At 44.0% G+C, this 16029-nt stretch carries 13 protein-coding genes; 4 read left to right on the top strand and 9 right to left on the bottom strand.

The window, feature by feature from the left end; genetic code table 11:
• Window positions 1–84: 84 nt before the first annotated feature.
• The 4 genes from LWP20_RS09505 (at window position 85) to LWP20_RS09490 (ending at window position 2850) form a co-directional block, all read left to right on the top strand.
• Window positions 85–639 carry a hypothetical protein gene (locus LWP20_RS09505; RefSeq protein WP_242927888.1) on the top strand — a complete coding sequence of 185 codons (555 nt, stop codon included), beginning with the start codon at window positions 85–87 and terminating at the stop codon, window positions 637–639.
• Between the two features lie 340 nt (window positions 640–979).
• Window positions 980–1357, top strand: coding sequence for an ArsR/SmtB family transcription factor (locus tag LWP20_RS09500; RefSeq protein WP_242927887.1), 378 nt, complete (start codon window positions 980–982; stop codon window positions 1355–1357).
• On the top strand, window positions 1354–2628 hold the full coding sequence (gene merTP, locus LWP20_RS09495; RefSeq protein WP_242927886.1) for a mercuric transport protein MerTP: 1275 nt from the start codon (window positions 1354–1356) through the stop codon (window positions 2626–2628). Before LWP20_RS09500 ends, merTP begins: the two co-directional genes overlap by 4 nt.
• 6 nt (window positions 2629–2634) lie before the next feature.
• Window positions 2635–2850, top strand: coding sequence for a GDCCVxC domain-containing (seleno)protein (locus LWP20_RS09490; protein WP_242927885.1), 216 nt, complete (start codon window positions 2635–2637; stop codon window positions 2848–2850).
• A 97-nt stretch (window positions 2851–2947) separates the two neighbouring features.
• Here LWP20_RS09490 and LWP20_RS09485 read toward each other — a convergent pair whose 3' ends face one another.
• The 9 genes from LWP20_RS09485 to LWP20_RS09450 form a co-directional block, all read right to left on the bottom strand.
• On the bottom strand, window positions 2948–4972 hold the full coding sequence (locus LWP20_RS09485) for a heavy metal translocating P-type ATPase (protein WP_242927884.1): 2025 nt from the start codon (window positions 4970–4972) through the stop codon (window positions 2948–2950).
• 17 nt (window positions 4973–4989) lie between these two features.
• Window positions 4990–5355, bottom strand: coding sequence for a DUF3703 domain-containing protein (locus LWP20_RS09480; protein WP_242927883.1), 366 nt, complete (start codon window positions 5353–5355; stop codon window positions 4990–4992).
• Window positions 5356–5385: 30 nt separating this feature from the next.
• On the bottom strand, window positions 5386–5835 hold the full coding sequence (locus tag LWP20_RS09475) for a Fur family transcriptional regulator (protein ID WP_242927882.1): 450 nt from the start codon (window positions 5833–5835) through the stop codon (window positions 5386–5388).
• A gap of 10 nt (window positions 5836–5845) precedes the next feature.
• Window positions 5846–7057, bottom strand: coding sequence for an efflux RND transporter periplasmic adaptor subunit (locus LWP20_RS09470; protein WP_242927881.1), 1212 nt, complete (start codon window positions 7055–7057; stop codon window positions 5846–5848).
• Window positions 7057–11448 carry a CusA/CzcA family heavy metal efflux RND transporter gene (locus tag LWP20_RS09465; protein ID WP_242928032.1) on the bottom strand — a complete coding sequence of 1464 codons (4392 nt, stop codon included), beginning with the start codon at window positions 11446–11448 and terminating at the stop codon, window positions 7057–7059. The genes LWP20_RS09470 and LWP20_RS09465 overlap by 1 nt, the downstream gene beginning before the upstream one ends.
• A gap of 110 nt (window positions 11449–11558) precedes the next feature.
• A complete protein-coding gene (locus LWP20_RS18350; RefSeq protein ID WP_367615743.1) occupies window positions 11559–11876 on the bottom strand; it encodes a DUF6660 family protein in 318 nt (105 codons plus the stop codon).
• 482 nt (window positions 11877–12358) lie between these two features.
• Window positions 12359–13312 carry a phage/plasmid replication domain-containing protein gene (locus LWP20_RS09460; RefSeq protein ID WP_242927880.1) on the bottom strand — a complete coding sequence of 318 codons (954 nt, stop codon included), beginning with the start codon at window positions 13310–13312 and terminating at the stop codon, window positions 12359–12361.
• Window positions 13313–13469: 157 nt separating this feature from the next.
• The gene (locus LWP20_RS09455; protein WP_242927879.1) at window positions 13470–13811 is read right to left on the bottom strand and encodes a helix-turn-helix domain-containing protein; all 342 of its coding nucleotides are present in this window, start codon (window positions 13809–13811) and stop codon (window positions 13470–13472) included.
• A gap of 471 nt (window positions 13812–14282) precedes the next feature.
• Entirely contained in the window at window positions 14283–15500 is a 1218-nt protein-coding gene (locus LWP20_RS09450) for a site-specific integrase (RefSeq protein ID WP_242927878.1), read from the bottom strand.
• Between the last annotated feature and the right edge of the window lie 529 nt (window positions 15501–16029).

The raw sequence follows: 16029 nt of genomic DNA, 5'->3' as shown, positions 1-16029 counted from the left end.
TATGTTATATGCTAATAATTTACAAGCATAATGCTCGTCTGGCGCCACCTCATTGTCTACACGTGCCATAAACAATTTTGAGAAATGAAAGATATACTTAAAGACTACGGGACTATTATTGGACCATTAACTGCATTTGGGTTTGGGGTTATGGCACTCTACATCAAGTATGGGATTGATCGCAAATTAGACGAATGGAAGACTAAAACGAAATTGAGTAAACTCATTCAACTGATAGGGCAATCTACTCCGCCAAATACACATTATCCATCTAAATCTGAAAATGGGTTTTATGCCAATGAACTGAGGAACTTAACAAACATTTCCATCTTTAGTAAAAGGTTGAATGTTATATCAATGTTTATTGAAAAGATAGAGAGTGATATATTGATTCACAGTTCATTAAAAGAAGTACAGCAATTTCATCACATAAAGTTTATTGTAAAATATATGAATGAAAGGCTTGAGAAAATACGAGATCGAAGAGGTGACAAAGAATCACTGGGATCAGAGTTTCAATTTCCGGTCATTAGTAAGGACGAATTTTATGCAATGAGTAGTGACTATGAAAGGTTACTTAAGGTTTGCAACGATCCGGATTCGGAATTTAAGTATGTGGATTCAAAGATTGGCTTATAACTACCAAATCGCCTACAATCTTTATAGGATTGTAAAATATGCCTCTGATGAGTCTAAATACGTTTTGTTAAGTTTAGGGTGCGAATGAGGGCGCAACACATCCATTAAAACTCCATCCAAAAGCATTTTTCTGCAAAATCCTCTCTCCTTTTGCTGTCTGTATCAGATTATGCTACTGCTTTATATGATACATTGAGGCTGATTTTAATTATTCTATAGGACAGCGTATGAAAGGGTTTTGTAAGGGAGACTTATTTTGATACGATTTTTATAAGTTAGGTTCTTAAGAATTTTGTATTTAAGTATTTGCTTAAATACTTGTTTCCTATATCTTTGCTGCATGAATAATAAAAATTGCAGCCGCATATTTGCAGATCAAGGCCAAATTAGGAATTGTAAAAACAAGCTGGGAACAGCCCAAAAATCCTTGACAGCCCTATCCAATATATTAGCCTTAGCGGGCAATGAGGTAAGGTTAAAAATGCTCTACCTGCTTGAAACAGAAAAGGAATTATGCCCTTGCGACCTGGCTGACATTCTAGGTATCAGCATTCCTGCCGTCTCACAGCATTTAAGGAAGTTAAAGGATGGAAGCATTGTGGAGACTCGAAAAGTAGGGCAAACTATCTTTTATTCACTCACACAGGATAATATGGAGATCCTGCAGCCATTTTTCAAACATATCAATCAGCATGCTAACGAACTGGAAAAAGTATGAGCGGAATAAAATTGTCAGGCACCTTTACTGGTGCTGGATTTCTGTCTGCGATGGCAGCATCGCTTTGTTGTGTTTTACCTGTTATTGCCTTACTGGCTGGCAGCAGCAGTTTAGCTGCAAGCTTTTCGTGGCTTGAACCAGCCAGGCCTTATCTGATAGGCGTGTCCTTGGTAGTACTTGCCATTGCCTGGTATAGTAAACTTAAGCCTGTTAAAACAACTACGATGGATTGTAACTGCGAAATACCCAAGAAGGTATCCTTCCTTCAATCCAAGGCTTTTTTGGCCATCGTAACCGTGGTTGCGATTGGCTTGATGTCCTTCCCGCTCTATGCGAACATTTTCTATCCTCAGCCACAACCACAGGCTACTCCTGTGGCGTTAAATGACACTAAACAACAGGTAAGGTTCGCCATCCAAGGCATGACCTGTGCAGGTTGTGAAAGCCATGTAAACAAGGAACTTGCTAAGGTAAAAGGGGTGGAGGTCTTCAATACTTCGTATTCGACCAACAGTAGTTTAGTGACTTTTGATCAGACAGAGGTTGATGTGAAGACCATTACAGCAGCCATACAAAAGACAGGCTATAAAGTAACAGCGCATAACCTTGTGACTGCATCTACTTCAACTGTGTCTTTCTACAAAGCCCCGTTGGTTTGCCAGGCGGCACCTTCTATCGGCTGTGGTAGTAAAGCCAAGTTCATGCTGATCGATCTGGAAAAACACAAAGAGGCAGTAGAGGGAGCCTGGCTGAACAAGAAAGGAACTGTGGTAGCTGTTAAATGGCTACCAAACACTGCTAACGGCAAGAGAGCTGAGATCATCCAAACGGTAAGTACTAGTCATAATATTGGGATAACTGCATTAGCTTCTGCAGAATCAAAGAGCTATACTGCCTCTTTTCCTAAAGGGAGCGCGTGGTACAAGGGCAAAGAAGTGGATAAGTTAAGCCAGCAGGAAGCCGCTATTATTGCGAAAAACACGATTGCAGGCTACAAAAAAGAGGGCCTTATCAAACCAGCATTTGAAAAGCAGTTTGAGAAAGACATCACTGGCATCTACACAAACCTGTTTCTGTCTATATCTTCTTACAAAGACCTGACCACCGAAGCCTATAACAAAGTAGAGCGTCAGATTCAGCAAGCTGGAGAAAAGTATGTAGGGAAGGGTAAAATGCCGCATGTGGAACTATGCACTGCTACTAGCTTAGTCTTTGGAAAAGAGCCAGCATGCTCGGCAGAAAGTGGTAAATCATGCTGTTCTAAAAAATAATTTACGATGGAAAAAACACCTACTTTACAGTCAACACTTACGTGTCCTGAATGCGGCTTTGATAAGCAAGAAACAATGCCGACGGATGCTTGCCAATACTTTTATGAGTGTTCTAATTGCCATATCGTACTGAAACCTAAACAGGGTGATTGTTGCGTGTATTGCAGCTATGGCACGGTGGCATGCCCACCTATCCAGTTAAACAAGTCTTGCTGTTCATAGCTATAGTACATTGAAGGCAAACAGGGTATATGCAATATTTTGAGCAGATATTCCACTAAAACTAATATTGCATATACCTCCTGATGCTCTAATCCAACTAAAACCTCATCCGCTGAATACGTACTGCATTTAAGATAGCCAGGAAGGCCACGCCTACGTCTGCAAAAACTGCTTCCCACATAGTAGCCAATCCACCAGCACCTAAGATCAGTACGATGGCTTTCACCCCAAACGCAAGCGCAATATTTTGCCACACGATCTGTTTCGTTTTCTTGCCAATTTCGATTGCAGTTGCTATTCTGGAAGGATGATCTGTTTGAATCACCACGTCTGCCGTTTCAATAGCAGCATCCGAGCCAAGGCCACCCATGGCCATGCCTACATCAGCTAGCGTTATCACAGGTGCATCGTTAATGCCATCGCCTACAAAGGCTACCATGCGCCCTTCAGCCTTCAGTTTTTCGACATGGGCTACCTTATCCTGGGGCAACAATCCACCATATGCTTCATCCAGCTGAAGTTCTTTGGCCACCTTCTGTACAATAGAGTCTTTATCCCCCGAGAGCATTACCAATTTCTTTACACCCAGCTCCCGCATACGTTTAACAGCCTGTGGTGCATCTGCTTTTGTTTTATCTGCAATGGTAATGTAACCAGCGTAAACACTGTCCACAGCTACTAAAACAATCGTTTCAACAATCTCATTTAGGCTTGAGTCATAACTTACCTTAAACTTTTCCAGCAGCCTGCTATTGCCTACCAGCAGTTCTTTGCCATCTACTGTACCCTTCAAGCCATGACCGGATATTTCTTCTACATTGCTTACTGTAAGTTGTTGGTAAGAATGGCCTGCTTCAGCGACGACAGCTTGGGCAATCGGATGGGTAGACTTGCTTTCCAATGCGGCCACTGCGGATAAGAACCAAGCCTTATCGGGCAAGACCGTTTCTATCTGCTGCACCTGGAAAACGCCTTCGGTGAGCGTTCCGGTTTTATCCATCACCACGGTGTTAACTTGCGTCATCAGGTCCAGGAAATTAGAACCTTTAAACAGCAAGCCGTTGCGCGAAGCAGCTCCGATGCCTCCAAAGTAGCCCAGCGGTATGGAAATCACCAGCGCACACGGACAGGAGATGACCAGAAAGATCAGCGCCCGGTACAGCCACTCGTTAAAGTCATAACTTTCGAAAACGAAGTAAGGAATGAAGGTAAGCCCCACAGCCAGGAAAAACACGATCGGCGTGTATACTTTGGCAAACCTGGTAATGAATTGCTGGGTTTTGGCCTTACGGCTACCCGCTTCTTCTACCAGTTTCAGGATCTTTGATAGTGCGCTATTCTCATAGGCAGATGTGACCTTCAGCTCGATCACCTGGTCCAGGTTGATCATCCCTGCCAACACAATTTCGCCTTTTGCTTTGGTATCCGGTTTGGATTCCCCAGTTAGGGCAGCGGTATTGAAAGAAGCGCGTTCGGTCAGTAATTCACCATCCAACGCTATTTTCTCACCGGCTTTCACCTGCACGACCTCACCTATTTGTACCTCTTTCGCTTTCCTACTAACTATGCTATTTCCGGATACGACACCCACTTCATCTGGGCGGTTGTCAATAAGTGCTTTGATGGAGCGCCTGGAGCGTAGTACCGCAGCCTCCTGGAAGTGTTCGCCGATCACGTAGAAAAGCATCACGGCAACCCCTTCAGCGTATTCTCCAATGTAGAAGGCACCAAGCGTGGCCATGGTCATCAGGAAGAACTCATTAAAAAAACTACTTTGAAGGCTTTTGATGGCGTGCCATACCACCCGCCAGCCAACCAGCACATAAGCAATTCCATAACTTAAAAGGCGTACATAGCCTGAAAACCAAGGGGTATCCAGGTAGTCTAACAAGATGCCGCCCAGTAGCAGGGCAAGACTCAGAGCTGTCGGCAAATAAGATGCTTTAGCCTCTTCTTCGGCATGCGCATGCTCGTCAGCACCCTTTACCTTCGTTTTCCCATCCGCTGAGCAGCACTCTGCGCCCACGTTTGGCCCCGGTGCTTCTGCGGTGCGAGGGGAAGTGATCTCCAAGGGTTTAAAATCTTCTTCTATGTTCTTAGTTGTTTCAGCGTTCTTATCCATTGTTCTTACATTGTTAGTTAATGGGCAGCCTGTATGATTTGCTGCAAATCGTACGGAATCGGCATCGGTTTCAGCGGATGTACGTTTGCCCCGCCAGTATTGCCGAGTGGAATCATTCCTGCCCAGGATTTAATGCCGCCTACTAGCAAGCGTGGCAATTGACCTAAGACTTCTCTTGTGTTCCTGGTTTTAAAACCAAACAAAAGCATTTGCCAATGCACTGCTGTATGTGCCACTGGGTACGGTTGTCCCAGAATATGCGCCCGTTCCAAATGTCGCCATGCTTGTACTACTTGTCCCTTTTCCCAATTAGTGTGGTAAGTAGCTAGCTCCTGCTGGTAATAAGGGCGGAGCTTAGCAGGCATGTTCCAGTTAAACTTCATGATCAAGTTCTTTTAGTTTCTGTTACAAATCTACTGCTCCTTTGCCTGCAACTGCATTGCATTTTCATTCTTACAGTTCCTACAAATCCCCTTCACCATCAAGCTTACTTCTTCCGCTTCAAAATCTGCTGGTATAGAGACTTCAGGGATACGAGTTGTAGGTAAGCAATACGTTTCGGCACATTTACTGCAATGGAAATGAATATGCAGGTCCTGATGGTTCTCGGTCTGACAATCATCTGCACACAGCGCGTACTTTACCGAACCGGTTCCGTCAGCAATAGGGTGAACTAAACCTTTTTCTTCAAAGGTCTTCAGAGTACGGTATAACGTGATGCGGTCTGAGCGGTGAAAAGCGGTTTCCAGATCATTCAGGCTTACTGCTGCCCTTTGGGATTTAAGAAAATCTAGCACCAGCAAGCGCATGGCCGTGGGCCGAATGTGCTTTTCTTGAAGCAGCATGTCTAAGTTTTGTAGCATAGCTTCTTGATTAATGATGACCTTCTTCCTCGGAGTTTCGCATTTTGGCAAGCAACGAGTGTGCGCCTTTAGTTACAAAGTTGTTTGTAGCCGTATCGACGCCAGCAGGAAGGGCTACCTGTACAAACCCGCCTTCTTCCATGCCGCGTTCTATTGGCACCATGCGGAATTGCTTCATCACAGCTTCTCCTTCCTTTGCTTGACCTGTGTATAGAAAAATAAAATTGCTGTTATTTTCCTGCACAACTGCCGCCTCTGGTAAAGCCAGTACCTGCCTGTTATCCAGTGCTACCTGCGCCTGCACATACATGCCTGGTACCAGGTCCTTGTCTTCGTCTTCCATATGCGCATGCACCTGCACAGTACGTTCCGGGCTGATCTCTTTGCCGATCAGGTAGATCGTAGCCTGATGGTTCACGACTGTTTCACCCGGAAGCGAATAATGTACTTTCTGTCCCTTTCTCAACGTAGCCAGGTCTTTCTCGAACACGGTCAGCTCTACGTGCATGTGGTCAGTATCAGCAATGCGGAAAAGCACATCGGTAGGAGCCACGTATCGACCCACATCCGCATTAACAAAAGTAATATACCCTTCCAACGGCGCATAAAGTGGCAAAACACGTTTGATTTTGCCAGTTCGCAGCGAACCATTGGTAATGCCGATGATGGCTAAACGTTCCTGCAGGGCTTCTACCCGCGTTTGCATGCTTTTATACTCTGCAACGGTTTGCTGGTAAGTTTTCGCAGCCGTAACCTGCTCCTCGTGCAATTCCTTTTGGCGTTTGTATTCCAGCTCCAAGTAGTCCAGGCGGCTTCTGGCTTCCAGGTAATCTTCCTGTAAAGTTACAAACTCCGGGTTTTCAATGGTAGCCAGTAATTCCCCCTTTTTCACGAAGCGGCCTTCCAGAACTTCTGTTTTCCGGATAAAGCCGCCAAGCGGGGCTGTTACCGAAGCCATATTCTGCGGGGGGAGATCCAGTTTGCCCGTTAAGGTGAGCATGTTGCTCAAGTTGCGCATTTCGGGCTTGCCTAAGGTAATCCCGGCTACCTGATACTGCTCTGCGGTAAGTTCTGCTCTATCGGGACTTTCTTCTTCATGAGCTTCCGCCTCTTCCTGTGCTGGTTCAGCCGAATTGCCACAGGCAGTGAAAATCAGAAAACAGGTAAGGTATACGATATAGATGATCCTTTTCATTTCGGATGATTTTTCTTGTAAATTCATTATTGTTGATTTTCCAGGATGTACTGCAGTTCGATAACCGCTCGATCATAAGTATAAAGCGTCTCCAGGTAATTGGTCCGGATGGTCAGCCCCCTGTTCAAATTCAGAATGTAGTCCTGGTAACTTATCTCTCCTGCACGGTAAGCTTTCGTGGCCTGGGTAATAATAAGCTGAGCCTGTGGCAAGGCAGTCTTTTCGTAATAAGCCAAGCTACTTTGTAGTTTTAGAGCTTGCTGTAGTGCCACTTGGGCATCTGCCTGCACCTCGTTGCGGGTTTGTTGCAGGTTCAACTCTGCTGCTTCTGATTGTAGTTTAGCAGCATCAATGCGGCGCTTCTGTGGTCTTGCCCAGAGTGGGATAGCCAGCCCAACGGAAACTTCCTGTGGCGCTTCAAAGGCTTCTGCACCATCGCTGGCATGGTTGCCCCCCAGGGTGCGGTTCGTATACCCAAGTTGCAGGTCTGGTAACAACTTCGCGCGTTCCAGCTTTGTTTCTGCCTGCCGAACACTTACTTGCTGCTGTGCCAGGCGAAGCCTTGGATTTTGTTCCAGTTGCGCCTCGGTTATGATAGGCATAGGCAGCCGGTTCAGCATTGTATCTGCTGTCGCAACAAGCGTATCAGTTACCAGCAATGCCTGTAGCCTTTCCTGGAAGACGGCAACATCAGTTTCTGCCTGAAAAGCATTGTTACGCACCTCAGAGAGTTGTGCTTCGGCAGTTACTTTTTCCAGCAGGTTCGTTTCTCCTGTGCGCAGCCTCGTCTGTGCAGCTTTGGCAAACTGCACATATAAACTGTCCTGGTAGGCAAGTAATCGTAACCGTGACAGGGCATACACCAGACCATAATAGTTGAGCCTTACATCGCGTATTGCTTCCCGCTGGCGTTGCGTCAGATTAACTTTGCTGACCTCAGTGAGTTCGTTGGCAAGCTTAGCCTGCCTGCTATACAGCGTGGGCATTGAGAAGGACTGCGAAACAGAAACTTCGTTGTCATAGGTGCCAGTATTGAGTTTACCGGTTGAAAACTGTACTTGCGTTTTGTCCAGATCCCAGGAAGCTCCCTGCAAAGCTTGAATCCTTTTTACCTCTAACTTCGCAGCGCCTACAGCAGGATTCTGCGCGAGTGTGCGTTCCTCTGCTTCATGTAAGGTATACTGCTTCATTGGCCCTTGTGCATGTGCAGCAGGTGCTGCGCCAACTATAAAGCCGAAGGTCAAAAGAATAAGGAGTACAGATGCTGCAGCTGTAGAGAAATCACTACCGCCCGATCTCCTTTGCAGGCGTTTCAGGTAATAGTTTTCTAGCAGGATGTACAGCACAGGTAATACCACCAGCGTAAGTAGCGTGCTTGTAATAAGCCCACCAATCACCACGGTAGCCAATGGTTTCTGAACTTCTGCTCCAGCAGTACTGGAGAGTGCCATTGGCAGAAAGCCTAACGAAGCTACGGTAGCTGTCATCAGCACTGGTCGCAAACGGATGGCAGTACCGTTCAACACCACGTCCCGCAAGCTTAAGCCTGGCTGCTCTTTGCGTTGCCTGTTAAACTCTGCAATTAGCACAATACCATTCAACACGGCTACACCAAACAACGCAATAAACCCGACCCCGGCAGAAATACTAAACGGCATCCCGCGCACCCATAAGGCGAGTACACCACCAATAGCAGATAACGGAATCGCTGTAAAGATCAACAGCGAATGACGAACGGAACGGAATGTCAGGAAAAGCAGCAGGAATATCAGCGCCAAAGCTGCCGGTACAGCGACCGAGAGCCGTTTGTTGGCTTGCTCCAGGTTTTCAAACTGACCCCCATAGGTAACAAAGTACCCTACGGGCAGCTGCACTGCCCGATCAATCTTTTCCTGTACTTCTTCTACTACGCTGGCTATATCGCGGCCACGGACGTTAAAACCCACAATAATACGTCGTTGGGCATCTTCGCGCTGTATCTGGTTAGGTCCCTGACGGTATTGGATATTAGCCAACTGCGTAAGTGGCACCTGTAGGCCGGTGGATGTCGTAATATAAAGCTGCCGCACATCGTCGATGTCATGCCGTTCGTCCTGCGTAAGGCGAACCACCATATCAAAGCGACGATCCCCTTCATACACCATCCCGGCACTTTGCCCGGCAAATGCTGCATTAATGGTTTGATTGACTGTTTCCACGTCCAGTCCGAACTTGGCAATCTGGTCACGGTTGATGTCCACTACAATCTGGGGAAGCCCTGATACTTGTTCTACATACAGATCTTCTGCCCCTTCGACGGATGCCACCACGCGCCCTACTTCCTGAGAAAGACGGGTTAGCTCTGCTATGTCTTCTCCAAATATCTTGATACCTACGTCCTGTCGCACCCCGGAAATGAGTTCGTTAGAACGCAGCTGAATGGGCTGTGACACCCCAAACGTAACACCTGGAATTGCTTCCAGGGCTTCAGTCATTTTACTGGCCAGTTCTTCCCTGGTATTGGCGCTCGTCCATTCTGATTTGTCCTTCAGCATAATGGTGATGTCAGACGATTCCATTGGCATCGGGTCTGTCGGGATTTCTGCAGCCCCGATCTTGCTGATCACTTCCTTTACTTCCGGAAATTGCTCTTTAAGGATACGGGATGCCAGCGATACTTTTTCAATCGTTTCAGATAAAGAGCTGCCGGTTAGCAACCTGGTTTCCAGAGCAAAATCGCCTTCTTCCAACGTAGGAATAAACTCGCTGCCCATGCGGGAGAACATAACCAGGGCCAAGGCAAATAACCCTACCGCCAGAAGTAATACCAATGCTTTGAACTTTAGCGCGCCCCGAATAACTGGATCATAAAGACGTTGAAAGAAGTCCATCATCTTATCTGAAATATTGCGCTTACGATTCGTGTTTTTGCTAAGTACCAAGGCAGACATCATCGGCACATAGGTCAGCGAAAGTATAAAAGCTCCCAGGATTGCAAATGACACGGTCAAGGCCATTGGGCGGAACATCTTCCCTTCGATGCCTACCAGTACCAGGATAGGTAAATACACGATCAGGATGATGATTTCCCCAAAGGCAGCGGATGTACGTATCTTACGGGCGGAGTCGTAAACTTCTTCGTCCATTTGTGCCTGGGTGAGCCTGTTACCATTCCGAAGCCCCAAATGGTGCATAGTGGCTTCTACAATGATTACGGCACCATCTACAATGATCCCAAAGTCAATAGCTCCCAAGCTCATCAGGTTGCCTGTTACTCCAAACAGGTTCATCATAATAATGGCAAAGAGCATCGAAAGCGGGATCACGGAAGCCACGACTAAGCCTGCACGGAAGTTACCAAGGAAGAGTACCAGCACAAAGATAACGATCAGCGCCCCTTCGATCAGGTTACGCTCTACCGTGCCGATCGCCCGGCCAATCAGCTCGCTACGATCCAGGAAAGCTTCCACTGCTACCCCTTCCGGAAGTGACTTGGTGATCTGGTTCATCTTCTCTTTCACGCGAGCTACTACCTGGTTGGTATTCTCGCCTTTGAGCAGCATCACAATACCACCTACAGCTTCGCCTTTTGCATCCGTTAAAGCCCCGTACCGGTTGGCCGTCCCAAATTGCACCTGCGCAATATCCGAGATAAGAACAGGAGTGCCATCTGAGGTGTTTTGTACCACTACCTTGCCTATTTCGTCCAGGCTTTCAATCAGGCCTTCGCTGCGGACAAAGTAAGCGTTCGGTTTCTTGTCTATGTAGGCTCCGCCGGTATTCCCGTTATTGCGTTCGAGTGCTTCCAGCACATCCGAAATGCTTAAGTTATGAGCCTTCAGCCGGTCAGGATCAACCGCGATTTCATATTGCTTGAGATAGCCGCCAAAGCTGTTTACTTCAGCCACTCCAGGCGTTCCGAGCAACTGCCGGCGAACGATCCAGTCCTGGATGGTACGTAACTCTACGGGGCTATACTGCTTTTCGTAGCCTGGCTTGGCATGAACCACATACTGGTAAATCTCCCCAAGACCAGTTGAAATAGGAGCCATTTCGGGACTGCCCACGCCTGGGGGAATGTTTTCAGCAGCTTCTACCAATCGCTCTGCCACCTGCTGTCTGGCCCAGTACACATCTACCCGCTCCTTAAAGACGATGGTCACTACGGAAAGGCCAAAGCGGGATATGGAGCGTACTTCTTCGATGTTTGGAATAGTAGACATCGTTTGCTCTACCGGGAAGCTGATCAGTCGTTCTACTTCCTGGGCAGCCAGCGAAGGGCTGGTGGTAATAACCTGCACCTGGTTATTGGTGATGTCCGGTACGGCATCGATGGGCAGCTGCGTTAGGGAATAGCTGCCCCATACAACAAGCACCAGCGTAAAAAGGCCGATAATAAGCTTGTTGTAGATAGAAAAATGAATGATTCTGTCTAGCACTTGTGTGTTGATTAAACCCAAAATACCACATACACCAAGTGTATGCGCACGCCTTTCTGGTCGCATATGGATGCAACTAAGCGTGTTTTCTTACTCTAAAGAAAAATAGGTTAAGCTTTAGGCGGGTGCCAGAATGGGATGATCGGAGCCACAGGGCCGCGGACCATATAGGTAGAATGGTTAGTGCTTTGTGGAAGCACAAGCGGCTGGGTTACTTTTTGAAATTGAATAGTTAAGGTAATACCTCCGCAGCAGTTGCATTCACATAAAGGGGAACAAAGGTCTGCTTCCTGATCAGCGTCTGAATGGGTTAAATCAGCTTGTACTTCTGTTTCTATACCCTGGGCATAAGCCGTCCCGCCGTCCGTGCAAGGCAAGCACGCCAGTAGAAAGATAAATAACCCCCAAATGACTGTCGGGTACTTCATGGACGCAAAGGTAGATATAAATGCCAATGTTTACTAAGCTACGTTTACTATTGCTTTTATCTAAAGGTTTATTTTGCACACACTTAATAGGATTATCTAAAAAGTATTCGGTTACTTATATCGGATGATTTTTAGATAGAAGCAGCTCATAGAGTGAGAAAAACTGTAATTAAATCTATTGGCTTTAAGTAGGATTTTGGGGCCTTATAAAATAACAATAAGCTTTATATATATGTATCCGGAACAACCCCTGTTTATTAACATATTGTCCTACAATGTAGTACAGATAAGCAGTTTAATATATATATTATTTATATGTAACGATTGAGACAAGCTAAATGCGTGATATTTTGGAGGTTTAATAAGGTTTATTCTATTTGTTACTACTTAAAGACAGTTTAGGGTTTTAAGTTAAAAACCGTACACAATGTTTCATGCTAGTTTGTTCAATAGTTTTGCCATGCCATTAGGGCATAAATATTCTATTGTAACAAAGCATAATTAACTGCCTCCGCTATCTTCTGATCTAGTTCATCGATAAGGGGGCTTTGAAAGGTGTATTCAGAATGAGATGCCAGCTCCTTGACTCTTCGAGATAGTCGACTTGCAGCAGTTCTCCTTTTGTCAGTATATGGCTTTAGTTGCTTTGCTTCTTCAAGTGCTTCTAAAGTTGCCATAACACCTCCATATGTTTTAATAAGGGCCAATTCTCCTAAAAGACGAGGATTGTCTATTATGTCTAAGCCTGTAGAACCTATTCTGATAGATCGCTCCTTAAGTATAGCAAGATAACCTTTGTGCCAATGGTCTACTATACTATGGTAGAATGCTGGTTGGTAGAGTATACCCACTGTTACATTCCGTTTAAGTTGCTTGTCTATTTGCTTAATATAACTCATTTCATACCGTAACAGATGCATTAACCTAACTGCAGGGGGCATTGTTATCTTTTTCTGTTTCATTTCAGCGACTTTATCATAAAAAGAGAGCTTGAGATTGCTTTTGTTGTAAGTAACACTCTTTGGATTCTCAAGTCGTGTGTAGGATTTAGCTAACCCTAGATAATGCAGGTAAAGAGAAACAGGGTGTTGCATCGATATGTTGCTAGCCAAATCTAATCTAGAGACCTGAGCATTACCTATTGGTAATAAGAGGTTGTCAGAAAGCTTCTCTATGGCTAATTTGGTGTCATTCAAGTTTAACGGGTGCAAATTGTCTCCATAATAATACTTGCAAAGGCTACCTCTTATAGAAATGCGCCTTTCGGTGATAGTTAATGCCAAATTGCCTAGCTGTCCATACTGAGTATGCCCAGTACTTTCTTTGTAGCTGTGACCTACATTACTTAATTTGTCAAGGATACAATTCTCTTGCGCTGCATCTTTAATGTAGTCTCTAGGTAGCCAGCAGTTGACAGTATCATATGATGGTATCATAGCTGACTGTTACAGAAAGTGTAACGAAATTATTCTTACTATAGGGACACGTTAAGCAAAGTGATAGCATAGCTGCTAAGATGATAGTATACATATGAGTATTTATATATTTACTTCAGATATAATACCTAGCAACTGGATGGTGCTTTCTTGTGATTTAGCTTAAATCAGTAGAAGGTATTGCAGAAGCTATTAAATCCTCCTTCTTAAAAAATACTCTACGGCCCCAGCTGTAGTATTTGAGTTTGCCACTTTTCATTCTATTTCTGATAGTAGATGGGCTGCAACTCATGAATTTAGCTGCTTGCTTACGTGTGTAAAATCCTTGTTCCGGCTCATATGGAATAGGTATAACGGTTGGATTGATTTCTCCTCCTTTTTCAGCCTGTGTTATGAAAGGTTTAATTAAGCTCATAAGGGAACTGATGATTTCGCCTAGTTTCGAAACTATCGATTCCTGAATTTCTAAATACGGGTCATTTGTATTTGGCTTTTGCATGGTTTTCATCCTTCTTGATAATATTAAATGTTATATATACCTTAATTTTGAAGATGATTGTTGGTATGTTAGTGCTTTATACAAATTTGTGTTTAAATAAGATTCTTTATCTGTAAAGATTTACATTCAGGTATGTTAATTTTGTTGGAAATTAGGATTGTTTGAGCTATAAAAAAAGAAATTGATGATTATGCAACTTGTGTTTTGATATATGATTTTACCGTGTATATGCTAAAAATATAATATGTATATTATATATCTTTAATTCTTAATATTTGCGCCCTGAAAATGCTGATATTAAGACGGTGTGAAATGAAAATTTCTTTATAAAATGCAAAAGTGCTTCTTGTAAATTTGTGATATAGATAGGTCTGTCAAGGATTCATAAGTAAAAACGCTTGCCAGGCCTAAAATTGGTTGGCAAGCGTATTATATTATTTCATTAACTCTGATTCCTAGTCAATGGATGTACTAATTTCTGCACCATACAGTCTGCATGGATGTATCTACTACCTTACTAGTTAAATTGATGTATTTTTGAAATGTTCTGTAGTCCTTATGTCCTGAAATCTTCATGGCTATTTCTGGCTGCATGCCCTTTTCGAGTGATAAAGTGCAAAAGGTTCGTCTAGCAGTATGGGTGCCTATGAATTTATATTTCGGCAGAGTACACTGTATCTTCTTGACTCCTTGGTATCTGACATGTGTAATCGGTTCATTGATACCCACTAACTCTCCGAGTTCTTTTAGATACTTATTTGTCTTCTGGTTTGAAACAGATGGTAGCTTCTGACCATGTATTGTATACTTGATTAAGATTTCAAGTGCAAACTCGTTTAGGGGTACCGTGATTATATCCTTGGTTTTCTGTGAATGTAGATGCCATTTGTTTTCTTTGATGTGTTCTGGCTGCAAAGCCGCTATATCTGAAAACCGCTGTCCAGTAAAACAGCCAAAGCAGAAGACATCCCTAACACGCTCTAGTTTAGGTTTAGTAGAAAGATCCAGCTTGTGTAAGGTTATAAGCTCTTCATAGGTTAAGGTTATAATATCAACCTTCTCTTCTTTTTGCCTAAACTTCTTGAAATCCGCTTTACTATTGTAGCCTCGCTCAGTAGCCCATACGAGGAACGTTTTCAAGAATTTTATATGCCTGGCTATAGTGTTATTGGTAAGCTTAGGAGTTTGAATTAAGTAGGCAACAAACCTTTCCTGGAAATCTATATCCATCATGTTAAAAGAAAGGTCGCTATTGCTTTGTTCAGAATATTTGTTCAGGTGGGATAGAATAGTTTTATACTTCTTAACAGTTGCTTCAGATCGAGAGACCTTATAGGCATTCAAAAATAGCTGGTATGCCTCAAGGAAGCCGACTTTAGTTTCCTGCAAATCCTTGCCAGCGACAATAGCAGCTACCGTGTTTTTTATTTCTTCAAGTGTGGTTGCACCTTTTTGCACTAGCTCTTCTTTCGCATTGAAGACATCTGTTTTTAGGTTTGTTAAGAATTGGTTGAGCTTTGCCTTAGATGGGTGGCCAGATTTAACCTCCTGCTTTTTGCAATCCCAAAACTTTGGGGTGATGCTGCGTCCGGTATTAAATTTATATGTCTTTTTCTTTGCACGGATAAATAAATATATAGCCGTCTTACAGGTAGCGTTTGGCTTGTCAAGGTAAAATCTTATTGTCATAGAATTTAGGATTTTTTTATAGGTATTATATTGTTATATTGTGATTATGGTTGTTTCGTTTTCGGATAAATCTCGGACACTGTTTTTACTATTATTTGGTTTTAGGTTTAACTAGTTGGTATAATGATCATAGAAATGAGCATCATTAGTTAACTGTGAAGTGCAATAAGAAATAGCAAAAATCAAGGAGGAGCATGGTTGCGAGTCCCTGCATCTCCACCATTAAGTATAAAAGCCCGCAGTTTGTGAAAACTGCGGGCTTTTTTTGTTGCACTCGGTCATACTTCGGCCAATATTGTAAGTTCATTTTTCGGGGCTCCATTAAATTAATTTGCTTGCCAAAACGTCCCTAAACCTGATATACTGATTTATAGCTTAGTTGCAGACTTCCCAAAAGCAGGCAATAATTAATGCTTCTTCCTTAAATGCGCCACCTGATTACTTGGCGATTTAAACACAGGGTAATTATTTACCTAACTTAACAATCTTATTTGCTGGTACACAGGGTAATAGCTTCCTGAAATTACTC

The organism is Pontibacter vulgaris, from assembly GCF_022758145.1.
In the GTDB taxonomy this organism is placed as follows: domain Bacteria; phylum Bacteroidota; class Bacteroidia; order Cytophagales; family Hymenobacteraceae; genus Pontibacter; species Pontibacter vulgaris.
The sequence above is the reverse complement of the archived record's forward strand: the minus strand, read 5'-3'. Positions and strand labels throughout refer to the sequence as shown.

Excerpts from the sequence above, each read along its gene's own strand:
- LWP20_RS09505 (WP_242927888.1), top strand. The coding sequence starts at position 85 with ATGAAAGATATACTTAAAGACTACGGGACTATTATTGGACCATTAACT.
- LWP20_RS09500 (WP_242927887.1), top strand. The coding sequence starts at position 980 with ATGAATAATAAAAATTGCAGCCGCATATTTGCAGATCAAGGCCAAATT.
- merTP (WP_242927886.1), top strand. The coding sequence starts at position 1,354 with ATGAGCGGAATAAAATTGTCAGGCACCTTTACTGGTGCTGGATTTCTG.
- LWP20_RS09490 (WP_242927885.1), top strand. The coding sequence starts at position 2,635 with ATGGAAAAAACACCTACTTTACAGTCAACACTTACGTGTCCTGAATGC.
- LWP20_RS09485 (WP_242927884.1), bottom strand. The coding sequence starts at position 4,972 with ATGGATAAGAACGCTGAAACAACTAAGAACATAGAAGAAGATTTTAAA.
- LWP20_RS09480 (WP_242927883.1), bottom strand. The coding sequence starts at position 5,355 with ATGAAGTTTAACTGGAACATGCCTGCTAAGCTCCGCCCTTATTACCAG.
- LWP20_RS09475 (WP_242927882.1), bottom strand. The coding sequence starts at position 5,835 with ATGCTACAAAACTTAGACATGCTGCTTCAAGAAAAGCACATTCGGCCC.
- LWP20_RS09470 (WP_242927881.1), bottom strand. The coding sequence starts at position 7,057 with ATGAATTTACAAGAAAAATCATCCGAAATGAAAAGGATCATCTATATC.
- LWP20_RS18350 (WP_367615743.1), bottom strand. The coding sequence starts at position 11,876 with ATGAAGTACCCGACAGTCATTTGGGGGTTATTTATCTTTCTACTGGCG.
- LWP20_RS09460 (WP_242927880.1), bottom strand. The coding sequence starts at position 13,312 with ATGATACCATCATATGATACTGTCAACTGCTGGCTACCTAGAGACTAC.
- LWP20_RS09455 (WP_242927879.1), bottom strand. The coding sequence starts at position 13,811 with ATGCAAAAGCCAAATACAAATGACCCGTATTTAGAAATTCAGGAATCG.
- LWP20_RS09450 (WP_242927878.1), bottom strand. The coding sequence starts at position 15,500 with ATGACAATAAGATTTTACCTTGACAAGCCAAACGCTACCTGTAAGACG.